Source organism: Ochrobactrum soli (assembly GCF_003664555.1).
GTDB classification, from domain to species: Bacteria; Pseudomonadota; Alphaproteobacteria; order Rhizobiales; family Rhizobiaceae; genus Brucella; species Brucella teleogrylli.
Map to the genome: position 1 here is coordinate 58,121 of NZ_RCHH01000006.1, position 13,736 is coordinate 71,856.

Here is a 13,736-nt window from a genome sequence, read left to right on the forward strand (position 1 = left end):
TTCCGTGCGAACCGTTCGCGGTTCGCAGATTGTGTGTGCGCGATTCGCGCTGGAATGAAGTCATATCAATCTTGAAAAGGAGATTAAGTCCGCCAGCACAGCGGGGTTAAACTTAATGCATGGTATTTTATACAAGGATGAAAGTATGAAGTCGCCGGCTAAGACAAAGATAAGCTTGAATGGCGTGTTTAAAGTCTTCGGCGACGACCCGAAGCGTGCAATGGAAGCGTTGCGCGCAGGCAAGTCAAAAGCGCAGATTTACAGCGATCTCGGGGCCACAATCGGCGTCGATGATGCAAGTTTCGATATTTATGAAGGCGAAGTATTCGTCATCATGGGTCTGTCCGGCTCGGGCAAATCGACCCTCCTGCGCCTGCTCAACCGGCTTATCGAACCGACCGCCGGATCCATCGAAGTGGAAGGCCGCGATATCGTCAAAATGACGAAGCGCGAGCTGATCGATCTTCGCCGCCGCGACATGAGCATGGTTTTCCAGTCATTCGCGCTGTTGCCCAATCGTTCGGTGCTGAACAACGCCGCCTTTGGCCTTGAAGTGGCCGGGATGGGCGAAGCCGAGCGCCACGCCAAGGCGTTGACCGCGCTCGCAGCCGTCGGTCTCGAACCCTATGCCAACAGCATGCCGGACCAGCTTTCCGGTGGTATGAAGCAGCGCGTCGGCCTGGCGCGGGCTCTGGCCAGCGAGCCGACGATCCTTTTGATGGATGAAGCGTTTTCTGCGCTCGATCCGCTGATCCGCACCGAAATGCAGGATGAGTTGAAGCGCCTTCAGGCCGAGCATAGCCGCACCATCATCTTCGTCAGCCATGACCTTGATGAAGCGATGCGCATCGGCGACCGTATCTGCATCATGCAGCACGGCAAGGTCGTGCAGGTGGGCACGCCGAACGAGATCGTCTCGGAGCCTGCCAATGATTATGTCCGGTCCTTCTTCCGCAATGTGGATGTGTCGCGTGTCTTCAAGGCCGCCGATGTCGCCCGTGAGGATGAGTTGATCGTGTTTGAACCCGAACAGCTTGCCACCGCTCTTGAGCGCTTTGACGCCAGCGGCAAGACCTTTGGTGTGCTGATCGATGCAGACCGCACCTATCGCGGTCTTGTCAGCCGGGATGCGCTGGCCAAAGGCGTCCCCGCCGAGGCAGGAACGCGACTTGACGATGTGGCCGCCATCGAGGCGGAAGCGCCACTGTCGGGTCTCCTGACGCAGGTTGCCGCCAGCCCGTGGCCGATGCCCGTCACCGACCAGCATAACCGCTACGTGGGCGCGATCAGCAAGTCGGCATTGCTTGAAACCTTGGGCCGGGCGGGCTGATTGCCCGTCGCCAATTCGCTCTCGCACGCTTTGTGTGACGCATTTCCAGCAAAACCGGTTACCACTTTTGCTGGAAATGTTTCCCACCCAGTCCAGAAATACGGAAATGGACGGTAAAACATGGATTTGAATTTCAGTGTTGGTGGTGCGGCTGATGTTGTGGTCAATTACATTCTCGACCACTTCACGCCTGCACTCGACATAATCGCAGCGACCATCGGTTTTGTGACCGATGGTATTCAAAACGCTCTCATCGCTATTCCACCCGTTGCTGGTGTGGCCATCCTCACCTTGCTCGCGCTGTGGCGCGTGGGCTGGAAGTTTGCGATCTTCACCCTTCTCGCATTGGCGCTCATCATCCATATGGAATTGTGGAGCGGCACAATGGAAAGCCTGTCGCTGGTGCTGGCATCGACCGTCATCGCGGTGGTGATTGGCATCCCGCTTGGCATCGCCATGGCGCGCAGCGACACGGTGGCGTCAGTCGTGCGCCCGGTGCTCGACCTGATGCAGACGATGCCAGCCTTCGTCTATCTTATTCCGGCGGCGATGTTCTTCGGCCTTGGCGCCGTGCCCGGCACGATTGCGACGGTAATTTTCGCCATGCCGCCGGTGGTGCGCCTGACCAATCTCGGCATTCGGCAGGTTCATGCAGAATTCGTCGAAGCGGGTCTAGCCTTCGGCTGCACATCGCGCCAGCTTCTGTTCAAGGTGCAACTGCCAAACGCCATGCCGTCGATCATGGCCGGTGTAAACCAGACGATCATGCTGTCGCTGTCGATGGTGGTCATCGCATCGATGATTGGCGCGGGCGGCCTTGGAAATACGGTCCTGACCGGCATTCAGCGCCTCAATGTGGGGCTTGGCTTCGAAGGCGGACTGGCCGTGGTCATTCTGGCGGTCATTCTCGACCGGATTACCCAGAGCTTCGGCAAGGGAAATGGCACCGGTTTCTTCAAGAGACTGGCATCGTTGAGAAAGGCGGCGGACACACAATCCGCCTCATCCTTTCGCAAGCAGGAAGCATGAGACAACCAGAAACAATAACGGGAACTGAATCCAATCGAAAAGGAGTAGGCATGTTGAAGAAACTTGCAGGTTTCGGTCTGGCTGCAGTGGTGGCGGGTACCATGACAATGGGCGCGGCCTTTGCGCAAGATAGCAAGACGGTGAAGATCGGCTGGGCCCCATGGTCCGACGCCGAATTCGTCACCAAGCTGGCGAAGAAGCTGATCGAAGACAATCTCGGCCAGAAGGTCGAACTGGTGCAGACTGATGTTGCACCGCTTTATCAGGGCGTCAGCCGTGGCGATATCGACGCCATGATGATGGCCTGGTTGCCGGAAACCCACGCCGATTATTACAAGCGCGTCGAGGGCAAAGTCGAAGATCTCGGGCCGCTCTATGAAGGCGCAAAGCTCGGCTGGATCGTGCCGGATTATATTCCGGAAAGCGAAATCAGCTCCATCGCCGATCTGAAGAAGCCGGAAGTGAAGGAAAAGCTGAAAGGCGAAATTCAAGGCATCGATCCGGGCGCCGGTCTGACGCGCCTTTCGCAGGAAGCGATCAAGAAATACGGGCTTGATTACAAGCTCAATATTTCGAGTGAAGCGGCAATGCTCACGACTGTTGACCGCGCGACGCGCTCGGATGGCTGGTTCGTGGCAACCTCGTGGAGCCCGCACTGGATGTTCGGCAAGTATAAGCTGCGCTATATTGCCGATCCGGAAGGCGCGCTGGGTGGTGCTGAACATATCAACGCCATTGCACGCAAGGGCTTCAAGGAAGACAACCCGAAAGTTGCTTCGCTGCTGACCAAGTTCAGCATTCCGATCAGCGAACTCGAAGCGGCGATGTTCGATGCGCAGGAAACCTCCTACGAGAAGGCTGTCGATAAATATATCGCCGATCATCCGGACCGCATCAAGGAATGGCTTGCCGAATAATTAGGTAAGCTCTGACAGGAAAAAGCCCCGCTCACGCGGGGCTTTTTTAGCCCCTGCGGGCGATCAGAATACCGGCAATGACGATTGCGCCGCCCAGCCCCTGCATCATGCCGAGCGGTTCGGACAAAATGGTCCAGGCGAGAAACGCCGCCACCACCGGCTGAAGCAGCAAGGTGAGCGACGAGAAGGAAGCCGGCAGAAATGCAAGCGCATAGGCGATCATGCTTTGTCCGGCGGCATGGGTGAGCCATGCAAGTCCTGCCAGTATCAGCCAGCCGTAGAGCGTGGTGGGCACGATCTGCCCTTCGGCAAAATAGGCGACTGGCAGCGAAACGATCGCCGCTATGGCGCTGCTCCAGAGCATGATGCGCATGGTCGAAAACCGGTTGCGCAGGCGTCCGACCGCCAGAATGTAACCGGCATAGAACACGGCAGCCAGCAGTGCGAGCGCATCGCCCGATGATTGCGAATGCAGGAGTTCGCCCGGCCCGCCTTTCAGCACGACCACACCCAGAATGGCCACAACCAACCCGATGATGAAGGACTGGCTGACACGCGCCTTGTAGAGCAGCCATGCGGCGAGCGTGACGAAGATCGGCGCCATATTGGCCAGAAGCGTCGCATTGGCGACCGACGTATAATGCAGCGACAAATGCCACGCGCCGAGATCGGCGGCGATGAACAGGCCGGGCACGGCCAGCAGCAGGCAATCCGTGAGGGTGAGGCGCTTGTTGTCTTTTATGTCGCTGCGTTCGCGTCCGCTCATCAGCAGCAGCGGGATGACCGCCAACGCCACGCGCCAGAAGCCGGTGGCAAGGGGGCCGACTTCCGACAGGCGGACAAAGATCGGCGAACTCGCAATGGCAAAGCCACCGGCCACCAGAATGGGCATGGCCCAACGCTGGCCAAAGGTCTGGGCGCTTGAAGGGGACGGGCCCGTTACGGGGCTTTCTGGAGCGGTCGTCTGCGACATTATCAAACTCGGGTCAAACTCGGGCGAAACCGGCGTTGCAGAGCGAATTCAGCATATTTTTTCTGCAACACATGTTCTGAAACCGTCTGTCATGTCGCAAAGCAGTCGAATTATAGAAATTCTTGACTGTTGGCATGCAGACGCCGAGATGCTTATTCCTGTTTGATGACAGCGTCCAGAAGAAAGAATGCGGGCATGACTGCTTTGCAGCCGTTGCTGCCACAACGCTTTCAGGAGGACGGTGCGTACAAAAAAGCGCCCCGCAGGGCGCTTTCCGATTGTCGATCTATGGCGCGTTACCGATAGGGCGAGACACATTGTCTGCGCGGGCCGCTGTTCGGCTGGAAGGTGTTATCCGATACGCGATAGGTGCGATAACGGTTCTGACACCAACGAACGTGGTTGTTGCTGTGAACAACGCGGGGCTGGTTCAGCGCGCCGCCGACGATTGCGCCTGCCGTGAAGGCTGCCAGCGGATACCACCAGCCATCACTGTGGCGGCGATAGCCGTTGCGGTAGTAGCGCGAGCCGTGATGGCCATGCCAGTAACCGGGACGGTTCGACGGACGGTGGCTGCTATGGGGCGGGCGACCGGGGCGATGGGCATTGCTTGGAGGGCGGCCCGGCCTGTGGGCGTTGCTCGGCGGACGTTTGTGGCGCTGGGCATGACCGCGCGGCGGACGGCGATCATCGCGAACCTGTTCGACGTTCTGATTGAGAGCAGGACGCTCAAGTTTCATCGGCGCAGCCATGGTTGGTACGATGGATGTAAATCCAAAGACCAGCGCCAAGGTCCCCGCGCACGCCTTTTTCAGAATTTTCATATGCAACCCTCCGTATGGAATGACGCAACTAAACGCCTGAAAACACAATTGGTTCCGTTTCCAGGCGATGATTGGCCCACAATTTTGACCGGAGGATTGTGAAATCTATTCCGTGCCGATGCGCACGATCTTGTCGACCAGAGCGGACGCCAGATGGAGCGCGCTGCCGGTAGCAGCCACGATCTGGGGCAGGATCATCCATTCCAGCATCCATGCCGCGCCCGAACGTTCCTGCTCATGCACCATGGATTGATGCAGGCCGGAAACTTGCACCGCGTTGAAACGGGCAAGGCTGACCAGCACTTCCGCGCCGACCGGATTTTGCTTGTGCGGCATGGCCGATGATCCGCCGCCGCCCGAAAGCGAAAGCTCTGCGCCAAGTTCGGCCATCAGCGCAATGTCCTGCCCGAATTTGCCGAGCGTTCCCGTGATCAGCGACAGAAGGCTGCCGAATTCCGCGATGAAAGCGCGCTGGCTTTGCCATTGCGGGCGGTCGTGCAGACCAAGTTTCTCTGCCAGAAGCGCGCGCAGGGCTGGGCCGCTCTCGCCGAACTTTTCAAGCGTTCCCGCCGCGCCGCCAAATTGCAGCGGAAAGCCGAGGGTGCTGAGCTTCTGGTCGTAACCGCCGAGCGGCGTCTGCCAGCTCGCAATCCGGTCGGAAACCGTGACGGGAATGGCGGCCTGCATCCGGGTATAGGCGGTGAGGCTGTTTTTGCCGAAGGTCGCGTCAAGCCATTTGAAGCGGTCGGAAAGATGATGCAGCCGACCGCGCAGAATACCATTCACCGCCTGCAGCCGCAGCATCAGGCTTGTGTCGATGACATCCTGACTGGTTGCTCCGAAATGCAGCTGTGCGGCGAATTCCGGGCCTGTCGCCTTGCGCAGTTCCTTCACGAGTGCCGGAACGATCACGCCATCCCGTGCCGTCCCGCTTTCAAGAACGGACAGGTCCGGTTCGAAAGTCTCAGCCGCCAGCCTGATCGCATTGGCGGCTTCGACCGGGATTATGCCGAGCGAAGCCTGGGCATCCGACAATGCCACCTCGAAGCGGACCATTCCGGCGATGTCAGCCGCAGCCGTGAAGAGACTTAATATCTCTTCGTCATCGCCGAAAAGCCCGGCCAGAAACGGATGTTCGAATACCGAAATGCTCATGCGTCAAATATCGAAAAAGACGGTTTCTTTTTCGCCCTGCAAATAAATGTCGAAGTGATAGATGTCACCTTCGCGCTGGCCGATCAAGGTCTCAACGCGCGCACGATGCTCGACGCGCGCCAGAACCGGATCTTCCGCATTGGCGTCTGCCTCATCGGAAAAATACATCCGCGTCTGCAAGCCGAGATTGATGCCGCGTGCAACGATCCAGAACGTGATATGCGGCGCCATCAGGCGTCCATCCCGGAAGGGAACGCGACCGGGCTTGATCGTCTCGAACACGAACTCGCCAGTTTCCATATGGCTGGGGCAGCGGCCCCATCCACGGAAATTGGGGTCGGCCTTGCCGCCGGTTTCCGAAGGGCTGTTGTAAAGCCCCTTGGCGTCGGCCTGCCAGATTTCCACCAGCGCATCGCGCAGCGGCGCGCCCATGCCGTCGATAACGCGACCCTTGATGGTCACACGCTCGCCGGACGTCTTGTCGTTGGTGAGCGGGCCGGACCCGAGATCTTCCGCGAAAACGCCATTGATTCCGACGAAATTCGGCGTCAACCCGATATGGACGTAAGGGCCCGCAGTTTGCGATGCGCTTTCCTTGAGATAACCCAGTGGCTGTACCATATCAGTTGCCCTCCGGCCGGTTTTCAAAGAAGGTCGAGCGGCGTCCGCGCAACACTATGTCGAACTTGTAGGCCAGCATGTCCATCGGCAGGCTCGCATTCATGTCGAGCGGCGCAATGAGGCGCTCAACCGCGCTTCTGTCGGGAACAGTCTTGACGATCGGGCAACGCCAGATCAGCGGATCACCTTCGAAATACATTTGGGTGATCAGACGCTGCGAGAAGCCATGACCGAAGATCGAGAAATGGATATGCGCCGGGCGCCAGTCATTGACGCCATTTGGCCACGGATAAGCGCCGGGCTGGATCGTCTTGAACCAGTAATAGCCATTCTCGTCGGTGATCGTGCGGCCCACGCCGCCGAAATTCGGATCGATGGCCGCGAGATAGGTTTCCTTCTTGTGCCGGTAGCGACCGCCAGCATTGGCCTGCCAGAATTCGACAAGCGCACCAGGGATCGGGCGATTGCTTTCGTCCAGCACACGACCATGCACCAGAATGCGCGGGCCGACCGGCATTTCGCCGGGGCGCGCATAGTTGCGGATCAGGTCGTTATCGAGTTCGTTCAACATGCCATGGCCGAAAACCGGGCCGGTAATCTCGCTCTTGGTGCCTTCCAGCGAAAGCAGCGCGCGGGTGGGCGAGCGCAGAACGGATGTCTTGTACCACGGCGTATAGGCCGGTGGATGCATGGTGAGATCACGAGCGAAAAAAGGGCTCGTTTCCGGCGGTGTGTTTTTCATTTCTCGGCTTCCTCCGCTTCCATCTGCGCGTAGGTCTGTTTGGCGATCTTGAACGCGTGGTTCGATGCAGGCACGCCCGCATAAATCGCAACATGCAGCAGAGCTTCGCAGATGTCTTCCTTGGTTGCGCCCGTATTTTTCGTGGCGCGGATATGCATTGCAACTTCATCGTCCTGGCCAAGAGCGGCCAGAAGCGCAATCGTCACCATGGAGCGCTCGCGCTTTGTCCATTGCGGACGCGACCAGACCGTTCCCCATGCCGTTTCGGTAATAAGCTCCTGAAAGGGCGCATCAAGTCCCGTGGCAGCCTTCGATGCCCGGTCCACATGCGCATCGCCCAGAACCGAGCGACGGACGCTCATTCCAAGCTTGTAACGCTCGGAGCGCTCGACAGTGTCACCCATGGCTATTCTCCCTGTGGAAGCTTAATTTGAAAGTCGGGTTGAAAGAAAATCGCGCAATAGCGAGACATAGGCGTCTGGCTGTTCAACGCAGGGTATGTGGCCGCTATGCGCAATTTCAGCGAAATGCGCGCCGGGCACGAGGCTTGCCAGTTCCTTGACGAGCGCTGGCGGTGTTGCGCCATCCTGATCGCCGACGACACAAAGCACGGGCACGGCAATCGCCTTGGCCGCTTGCGTGAAATCCGCATCGCGCAGGGCTGCGCAGGTTGCCGCATAGCCATCGAGTGGCTGGCGCACGAACATGTTGCAATAGGCGCGGAAGGCGTCATTGTCGGGCTTGCGGAAATCGTCTGTGAACCAGCGCGGCATCGTGCCGTCGAGAATGCTGGCAAGACCGTTTTGCATAATGGCGTCGATGCGGGCGTTCCACATCTCCGCGGTGCCAATCTTGTGGGCGGTGTTGGACAGGACCAGACCGGCGACGAGATCGGGACGGGCGGCATAAGCGCCCTGCGCAATCAGTCCGCCGACCGAAAGGCCGCACAGAACCACGCGGCGGATGGACAGTTTTTCGAGAAGCGCGATCAGATCCTGCGCCAGAAGTTCGATGCTGTAGGGCGTATTGCCAATATCGGAAAGGCCGTGCCCGCGCTTGTCGTAAACCAGCGTCGGGATATCGTTGCCGAGCTTCGCCCTCACGTCATCCCAGATGCGCAGGTCGGTTCCCAGTGAATTGATGAAAACCAGAACGGGCTTTTCATCACCACTCCACTGCAAATCATAGTGAAGGACGATATCGTTGACGTTTGCGAACTGCACGGCTTTCTCCTCTTGATCAGCACTGTTGCGCTTTCCAATTGGTTAAGTAAAATGATATTATCAGTCAAAAACATAACTCATAGGTTATCCAATAAGTGATCGGAAACAGGATCAAGTTTCGCCATCTGCACACCTTTGTTGAAGTGGCGCGGCAGAAGAGCGTGGTCAAGGCGTCGGAAATTTTGAATATCAGCCAGCCCGCCGTCACCAAAACTATCCGTGAGCTGGAGGAGGTGCTGGGCGTTCCGGTTCTGGAGCGCGACGGTCGCGGCATTCGTATCACGCGGTTTGGCGAGGTATTCCTGCGCCATGCGGGCACGGCGCTGACGGCCTTGCGGCAGGGGCTGGATTCGGTCTCGCAGGAGCTCGACGGTTCCGGCCCGCCCATTCGTGTCGGCGCCTTGCCGACAGTTTCCACACGCATCATGCCCAAGGCCATGAGCCTGTTTCTGGCGGAAAAGGCGGGCAGCCGCGTGAAGATCGTCACGGGCGAGAATGCGGTTTTGCTGGAGCAGTTGCGCGTCGGCGATCTCGATTTGGTTGTCGGGCGTCTGGCCGCGCCGGAAAAGATGACCGGCTTTTCCTTCGAACACCTCTATTCCGAGCAGGTGCGGTTTCTGGTCCGGGCAGGGCATCCGCTGACCGACGGGCGACCCGTCTTCGACCATCTGGCGGATTATCCGGTGCTGATGCCGACTCAAAATTCGATCATCCGTCCTTTTGTGGAGCGGTTGCTGATTGCCAACGGCATTGGCGCGCTGCCCATTCAGGTTGAAACCGTGTCGGATGCTTTCGGGCGCGCTTTCGTTCGCGAGAGCGATGCAATCTGGATCATTTCCGAAGGTGTCGTGGCGCGCGATGTGGCGGAAGGCAAACTGGTCATGTTACCGATCGATACCAGCGAGACTGTCGGGCCGGTTGGTCTGACAATGCGGACGGATACGGTCAGCTCCGGGGCGCTGCAAATGCTTATCCAGATATTGCGCGACGTGTCCGGCGCGTCTCTGTCCCGCTCGTCCACAAGCAGACTGCGATGAGGCTAGTGGATTGAATTTGACGTTTGAATCCCGGCTGACATAGATGCTGTTTCAAACGTCAAATTCGAAAAATCCACTAGATACATATACTTGCTAGTGATCTTTTTGATTCCAACATTTGCTCAGCGCGTGAACCGAGGGATGCAAATGTTGGAATCAGACCACTAGTGGTGCAATAGTTCGCCCAGAAATTTGCGCGTGCGTTCCTGCTTCGGATTGGCGAAGAATTCGTCCGGGGGCGCCTGTTCAATAATCGCGCCTTCGGCCATGAAGATCACGCGGTCGGCCACCTGACGGGCAAAACCCATTTCATGGGTGACGCAGATCATCGTCATGCCTTCTTCGGCAAGGCTGACCATGGTGTCGAGCACTTCCTTGACCATTTCCGGATCAAGGGCCGAGGTCGGTTCATCGAAGAGCATGACCTTCGGCTTCATGCAGAGCGCTCGCGCAATCGCAACGCGCTGTTGCTGGCCGCCCGAAAGCTGCGACGGATATTTATCGGCCTGCTCGAGAATTTTCACCCGGTCCAGAAGCGCCCTGGCGCTTTTTTCCGCATCGGCCTTGCTGGCTCCAAGCGAGCGCATGGGCGCCAGCATGCAGTTTTGCAGCACAGTGAGATGCGGGAACAGGTTGAACTGCTGAAACACCATGCCGACCTCACGGCGCACCGCATCGATGGTTTTGCCCGCATGGCCGAGCAACATGCCGCCAACGTGGATTTCACCCTTCTGGTAGGTTTCGAGATGATTGATGCAGCGGATGAGCGTGGATTTTCCACTGCCGGAGGGACCGCAGAGAACGATCTTTTCTCCCTTGCGCACCGCCAGATTGACATCGTGCAAGGCTTGAAAATGGCCATACCATTTCTCGACATTCTGCAAGCGGATCATCGCTTCGGAGGGCTCGGCGGATGGCTGGTGGATCATCGGGTCACTCCGGGCATGGGTCAGGCTCAGCGGCTCGACGCGGCAAATTTACGTTCAAGATGCGCGCCGAAGATCGTCAGCGGGCAGCACATCAGGAAGTAGAGAATGCCCACAATGCCGAAGACGGTGAGCGGCTCGAAAATCTGGTTCGAAATGATGTTGCCAGCCCGCGTCAGCTCGGTGAAGCCGACGATGGAGGCAAGCGATGTTCCCTTGATAAGCTGCACCAGAAAGCCGATGGTTGCGGGCAGCGAAATGCGGATCGCCTGCGGCAGGATTACATCCTTCATGCGCCAGAAATAGCGAAGGCTCAGCGCTTTCGCGGCCTCCATCTGTCCCTTGGGAACCGCCTCAATCGAGCCGCGCCAGATTTCGCCAAGATAGGCGCTGGCATGCAGGGTCAGGCCGATGGCGACGGCCAGCCATGCATCGAGTTTCAGCCCGATCAGTGCAAGGCCATAATAGACGACGAAGAGCTGCATCAGGAGCGGCGTGCCCTGAAAGACCGCGATATAGCCAGCGGTCAATCGTTCCAGCACAGGAAAGCCCGATGTGCGAAGCAAGGCAATGCCAAGACCGGCCGTGCAGCCGCAGACGAAGCCCACGGCGGAGAGCGCGACCGTCCACTTCAATCCGATCAGCAGGAAGACGAATTCATCGTGACCCATGGGAATGCTCCTACTTGACCGGATAGGCGAAAAAGCGCGCCGAAATGAAGGAGAAGAGGCGCATCATGACCCAGGAAATCACCAGATAGAACGCCGTGACGGTAAAATAGACCTCGAAGCTGCGGAAGCTGTCGGATTCGATGCGCTGGGCAACTGAGGTCAGTTCATAGGCCGAGATTGCCGAGGCGATGCTGGTCGTCAGCGTCAACAGGATGAACTGGCTGGTCAGCGATGGGAAAATTGCCCGCAAGGCCGGTTTCAGCACGATCAATCGGAAGACCTGCGCCTTATGCAGACCAAGCGCGATGCCCGCCTCGATCTGGCCTTTCGGAATGGATTGAACACCGCCACGAATGATTTCGATGGCATAGGCGCCGCCATTGATGCCGAGCGCAATGATGGCGGTCGGCGTCGGGTCGAGCCGGACACCGGCCAGCGGCAGAGCGAAATAGATGAAGAATATCTGGACGAGAAAGGGCGTGTTGCGGATGAGTTCGACAAAGCCGATGACCAGCCATCGCAAAAACCAGTAGCGCGAACCGCGCAGCAGAACACCGCCAATGCCGATGACGATTGCCAGCAACATGCCGAATATGGCCAGGGTAAAGGTGCCCAGACAGGCAAGCAGCAGGCTGGGGAGGCCATCGATGACCGGCGTGAAATCCAGAGTATAATTCATCGTTCGCTCTGTCTGTTTTTATCAAGGCGCGGCGAGATCGCCGTTGCTCTCTTGCTCCAATTGACCGGCGCGGCTGGCCAGATGTCTGTCGGTCAGTCCTTGTCGACCATTTTCGCCATGGCTTGCACGGCCAGTTCATACCCATTCGCGCCGAACCCGATCAGGATACCGGTTGCGACACGCGAAATGAGCGAATTGTGGTAGATGCTCTCGCGGGCATGGACGTTTGAGATATGCAGCTCGATCTTCGGGCCGTCGAACATTTTCAACGCATCGAGCAGGGCGACCGACGTGAAAGTATAGCCCGCGGGATTGACGATGATGCCGCAGGCTCCTTTGCGCGCCTGATGCACGCTTTCCACCAGTTCGCCCTCGAAATTGGTCTGGCGAAAATCGACCGCAAATCCCAGCGTCTCGGCCACCTGTGTCGCGCGGTCGCGAATATCGGCAAGCGTCGTGGTGCCATAGACTGTCGGCTCCCGCTCGCCGAGCAGATTGAGATTGGGGCCGTTCAAGATAAAGATTGTTCTGGACATGGTGCTTCCCGAAACGGCGGGTAAGCCGTTTTTACGACATGAGGAAACGGTTGCAGACGCTGGCGTTTTTAGGATCGGATTGGCGCCCCCCGGTGCCAATCCAAATCTTGTTTTTATGCATTTGAACGCAAAGCGGCTTCGCGCTTTTGCCGGGAATGCTTTTTAGCCAGCGTCTGCAATCGGGATCGCTGAATTATCAGTTCGCCGTGAAGGAAACGCCTTCAAGCTTTTCCGGGAATTCCGGAACCGGCACCTTCATCCACTTGTCGTAGATTTTCTTCAGCTCGCCATTGTCCTTGATCTTGTCGATGAAGCTGTTGATGGCGGCGTTGAGTTCCTTTTCGCCCAGACGCGTGCAGGCGCCGTTATAGAGCTTCTGGAATTCCAGCTTGTTTTCGAATTCGCCCGGACGGGCCTTCTCGACGCGGTCCATGTAGAAGATGTTTCCGCCCAATGCCTGCACCTGACCCGAAGCCAGAGCCTGAACGCTTGGCGCATCGCCGTCATAGCGGCGGATGGTGGCGCTGGATGGTGCGTTCTTGGTCACCTGCGTGTCCTGCGCAGCGCCCTTCGCAACCGCGATGGTGAGATTGGCCATATCTTCATTGGTCTTGATCGACATGGATTTCGGGCCGATCAGCACAATGGCATTGGCCACATAGGGCTTGCTGAACTGTACCGCCTTGGCGCGTTCCGGCAGCATCGCCATGGTTGCGAACAGCACGTCGACGCGACCGGTGGTCAGCGCGGGAATGCGGTTGTTGACTTCGAGCGGTACGAATTCGACCGGCACGCCCAGTTCCTTGCCGAACAGATTGGCAATATCGGCGTCAAGACCGTCCTGCTGGCCAGCGCTCGTCACGAAACCCCATGGCGGATTGTCGCCCTGAATACCAACGATCAGCTTGCCGCGCGCCTTGATTTCCTCCGGCGTGATGGCGGATGCGGGCTTGGTCATCCCGGCGGCGGCAACCAGCGCCGCCGCACCCAGCATCATGTTGCGACGTGTCAGCATCGATTTAAACATTCGTTCCTCCTCCCAAAAACTGGCGCTCTGTCGATCCTCTCCCGTG

The 13,736-nt window shown here is 58.1% G+C and carries 16 protein-coding genes; 4 read left to right on the forward strand and 12 right to left on the reverse strand.

Translation table 11 applies throughout. The features are described from left to right. Nucleotides 1–145 precede the first annotated feature (145 nt). From proV to D8666_RS12080, 3 genes are all read left to right on the forward strand, one after another. Nucleotides 146–1,330: a glycine betaine/L-proline ABC transporter ATP-binding protein ProV gene (gene proV, locus D8666_RS12070; protein WP_121538356.1), complete on the forward strand. Its 1,185-nt coding sequence runs from the start codon at nucleotides 146–148 to the stop codon at nucleotides 1,328–1,330. A 120-nt stretch (nucleotides 1,331–1,450) separates the two neighbouring features. Beyond that, nucleotides 1,451–2,359 (forward strand): ABC transporter permease, encoded by a 909-nt coding sequence (locus D8666_RS12075; RefSeq protein WP_121538183.1) that lies wholly within the window; start codon nucleotides 1,451–1,453, stop codon nucleotides 2,357–2,359. A 50-nt stretch (nucleotides 2,360–2,409) separates the two neighbouring features. Next, nucleotides 2,410–3,276 carry a glycine betaine ABC transporter substrate-binding protein gene (locus D8666_RS12080; RefSeq protein WP_109367130.1) on the forward strand — a complete coding sequence of 289 codons (867 nt, stop codon included), beginning with the start codon at nucleotides 2,410–2,412 and terminating at the stop codon, nucleotides 3,274–3,276. Nucleotides 3,277–3,322: 46 nt separating this feature from the next. Here the strand turns inward: D8666_RS12080 and D8666_RS12085 are convergent, their stop codons facing one another. The 7 genes from D8666_RS12085 to pcaD form a co-directional block, all read right to left on the reverse strand. Further along, nucleotides 3,323–4,249 carry a DMT family transporter gene (locus D8666_RS12085; protein ID WP_121538185.1) on the reverse strand — a complete coding sequence of 309 codons (927 nt, stop codon included), beginning with the start codon at nucleotides 4,247–4,249 and terminating at the stop codon, nucleotides 3,323–3,325. Nucleotides 4,250–4,545: 296 nt separating this feature from the next. Then, nucleotides 4,546–5,073, reverse strand: coding sequence for a BA14K family protein (locus tag D8666_RS12090; RefSeq protein WP_121538187.1), 528 nt, complete (start codon nucleotides 5,071–5,073; stop codon nucleotides 4,546–4,548). Between the two features lie 105 nt (nucleotides 5,074–5,178). Continuing rightward, nucleotides 5,179–6,228 (reverse strand): 3-carboxy-cis,cis-muconate cycloisomerase, encoded by a 1,050-nt coding sequence (locus tag D8666_RS12095; protein ID WP_121538189.1) that lies wholly within the window; start codon nucleotides 6,226–6,228, stop codon nucleotides 5,179–5,181. A 3-nt stretch (nucleotides 6,229–6,231) separates the two neighbouring features. Further along, nucleotides 6,232–6,849: a protocatechuate 3,4-dioxygenase subunit alpha gene (gene pcaG, locus D8666_RS12100; RefSeq protein ID WP_121538191.1), complete on the reverse strand. Its 618-nt coding sequence runs from the start codon at nucleotides 6,847–6,849 to the stop codon at nucleotides 6,232–6,234. A gap of 1 nt (nucleotide 6,850) precedes the next feature. Beyond that, the gene (gene pcaH, locus D8666_RS12105) at nucleotides 6,851–7,591 is read right to left on the reverse strand and encodes a protocatechuate 3,4-dioxygenase subunit beta (RefSeq protein WP_121538193.1); all 741 of its coding nucleotides are present in this window, start codon (nucleotides 7,589–7,591) and stop codon (nucleotides 6,851–6,853) included. Continuing rightward, entirely contained in the window at nucleotides 7,588–7,995 is a 408-nt protein-coding gene (gene pcaC / locus D8666_RS12110) for a 4-carboxymuconolactone decarboxylase (protein ID WP_121538195.1), read from the reverse strand. Before pcaC ends, pcaH begins: the two co-directional genes overlap by 4 nt. 21 nt (nucleotides 7,996–8,016) lie before the next feature. After that, nucleotides 8,017–8,814 (reverse strand): 3-oxoadipate enol-lactonase, encoded by a 798-nt coding sequence (gene pcaD / locus D8666_RS12115; protein WP_109367137.1) that lies wholly within the window; start codon nucleotides 8,812–8,814, stop codon nucleotides 8,017–8,019. Nucleotides 8,815–8,909: 95 nt separating this feature from the next. Here pcaD and pcaQ point away from each other — a divergent pair, with 95 nt between their 5' ends. Next, on the forward strand, nucleotides 8,910–9,851 hold the full coding sequence (pcaQ, locus tag D8666_RS12120) for a pca operon transcription factor PcaQ (protein WP_109367138.1): 942 nt from the start codon (nucleotides 8,910–8,912) through the stop codon (nucleotides 9,849–9,851). 164 nt (nucleotides 9,852–10,015) lie between these two features. Here pcaQ and D8666_RS12130 read toward each other — a convergent pair whose 3' ends face one another. The 5 genes from D8666_RS12130 to D8666_RS12150 form a co-directional block, all read right to left on the reverse strand. Continuing rightward, nucleotides 10,016–10,744 carry an amino acid ABC transporter ATP-binding protein gene (locus D8666_RS12130; RefSeq protein WP_109367965.1) on the reverse strand — a complete coding sequence of 243 codons (729 nt, stop codon included), beginning with the start codon at nucleotides 10,742–10,744 and terminating at the stop codon, nucleotides 10,016–10,018. A 62-nt stretch (nucleotides 10,745–10,806) separates the two neighbouring features. Next, nucleotides 10,807–11,448: an amino acid ABC transporter permease gene (locus D8666_RS12135; RefSeq protein ID WP_109367139.1), complete on the reverse strand. Its 642-nt coding sequence runs from the start codon at nucleotides 11,446–11,448 to the stop codon at nucleotides 10,807–10,809. Between the two features lie 10 nt (nucleotides 11,449–11,458). Continuing rightward, a complete protein-coding gene (locus tag D8666_RS12140) occupies nucleotides 11,459–12,127 on the reverse strand; it encodes an amino acid ABC transporter permease (protein WP_121538197.1) in 669 nt (222 codons plus the stop codon). Between the two features lie 92 nt (nucleotides 12,128–12,219). Beyond that, on the reverse strand, nucleotides 12,220–12,663 hold the full coding sequence (locus D8666_RS12145) for a type II 3-dehydroquinate dehydratase (protein WP_109367141.1): 444 nt from the start codon (nucleotides 12,661–12,663) through the stop codon (nucleotides 12,220–12,222). 196 nt (nucleotides 12,664–12,859) lie between these two features. Beyond that, nucleotides 12,860–13,690, reverse strand: a complete 831-nt coding sequence (locus tag D8666_RS12150) for a transporter substrate-binding domain-containing protein (protein ID WP_109367142.1) — start codon at nucleotides 13,688–13,690, stop codon at nucleotides 12,860–12,862. Nucleotides 13,691–13,736 lie beyond the last annotated feature (46 nt).

What these genes read in the sequence shown, in the direction of transcription:
- proV (WP_121538356.1), top strand. Translation starts at nt 146, where the DNA reads ATGAAGTCGCCGGCTAAGACAAAGATAAGCTTGAATGGCGTGTTTAAA.
- D8666_RS12075 (WP_121538183.1), top strand. Translation starts at nt 1,451, where the DNA reads ATGGATTTGAATTTCAGTGTTGGTGGTGCGGCTGATGTTGTGGTCAAT.
- D8666_RS12080 (WP_109367130.1), top strand. Translation starts at nt 2,410, where the DNA reads ATGTTGAAGAAACTTGCAGGTTTCGGTCTGGCTGCAGTGGTGGCGGGT.
- D8666_RS12085 (WP_121538185.1), bottom strand. Translation starts at nt 4,249, where the DNA reads ATGTCGCAGACGACCGCTCCAGAAAGCCCCGTAACGGGCCCGTCCCCT.
- D8666_RS12090 (WP_121538187.1), bottom strand. Translation starts at nt 5,073, where the DNA reads ATGAAAATTCTGAAAAAGGCGTGCGCGGGGACCTTGGCGCTGGTCTTT.
- D8666_RS12095 (WP_121538189.1), bottom strand. Translation starts at nt 6,228, where the DNA reads ATGAGCATTTCGGTATTCGAACATCCGTTTCTGGCCGGGCTTTTCGGC.
- pcaG (WP_121538191.1), bottom strand. Translation starts at nt 6,849, where the DNA reads ATGGTACAGCCACTGGGTTATCTCAAGGAAAGCGCATCGCAAACTGCG.
- pcaH (WP_121538193.1), bottom strand. Translation starts at nt 7,591, where the DNA reads ATGAAAAACACACCGCCGGAAACGAGCCCTTTTTTCGCTCGTGATCTC.
- pcaC (WP_121538195.1), bottom strand. Translation starts at nt 7,995, where the DNA reads ATGGGTGACACTGTCGAGCGCTCCGAGCGTTACAAGCTTGGAATGAGC.
- D8666_RS12130 (WP_109367965.1), bottom strand. Translation starts at nt 10,744, where the DNA reads ATGATCCGCTTGCAGAATGTCGAGAAATGGTATGGCCATTTTCAAGCC.
- D8666_RS12135 (WP_109367139.1), bottom strand. Translation starts at nt 11,448, where the DNA reads ATGGGTCACGATGAATTCGTCTTCCTGCTGATCGGATTGAAGTGGACG.
- D8666_RS12140 (WP_121538197.1), bottom strand. Translation starts at nt 12,127, where the DNA reads ATGAATTATACTCTGGATTTCACGCCGGTCATCGATGGCCTCCCCAGC.
- D8666_RS12145 (WP_109367141.1), bottom strand. Translation starts at nt 12,663, where the DNA reads ATGTCCAGAACAATCTTTATCTTGAACGGCCCCAATCTCAATCTGCTC.
- D8666_RS12150 (WP_109367142.1), bottom strand. Translation starts at nt 13,690, where the DNA reads ATGTTTAAATCGATGCTGACACGTCGCAACATGATGCTGGGTGCGGCG.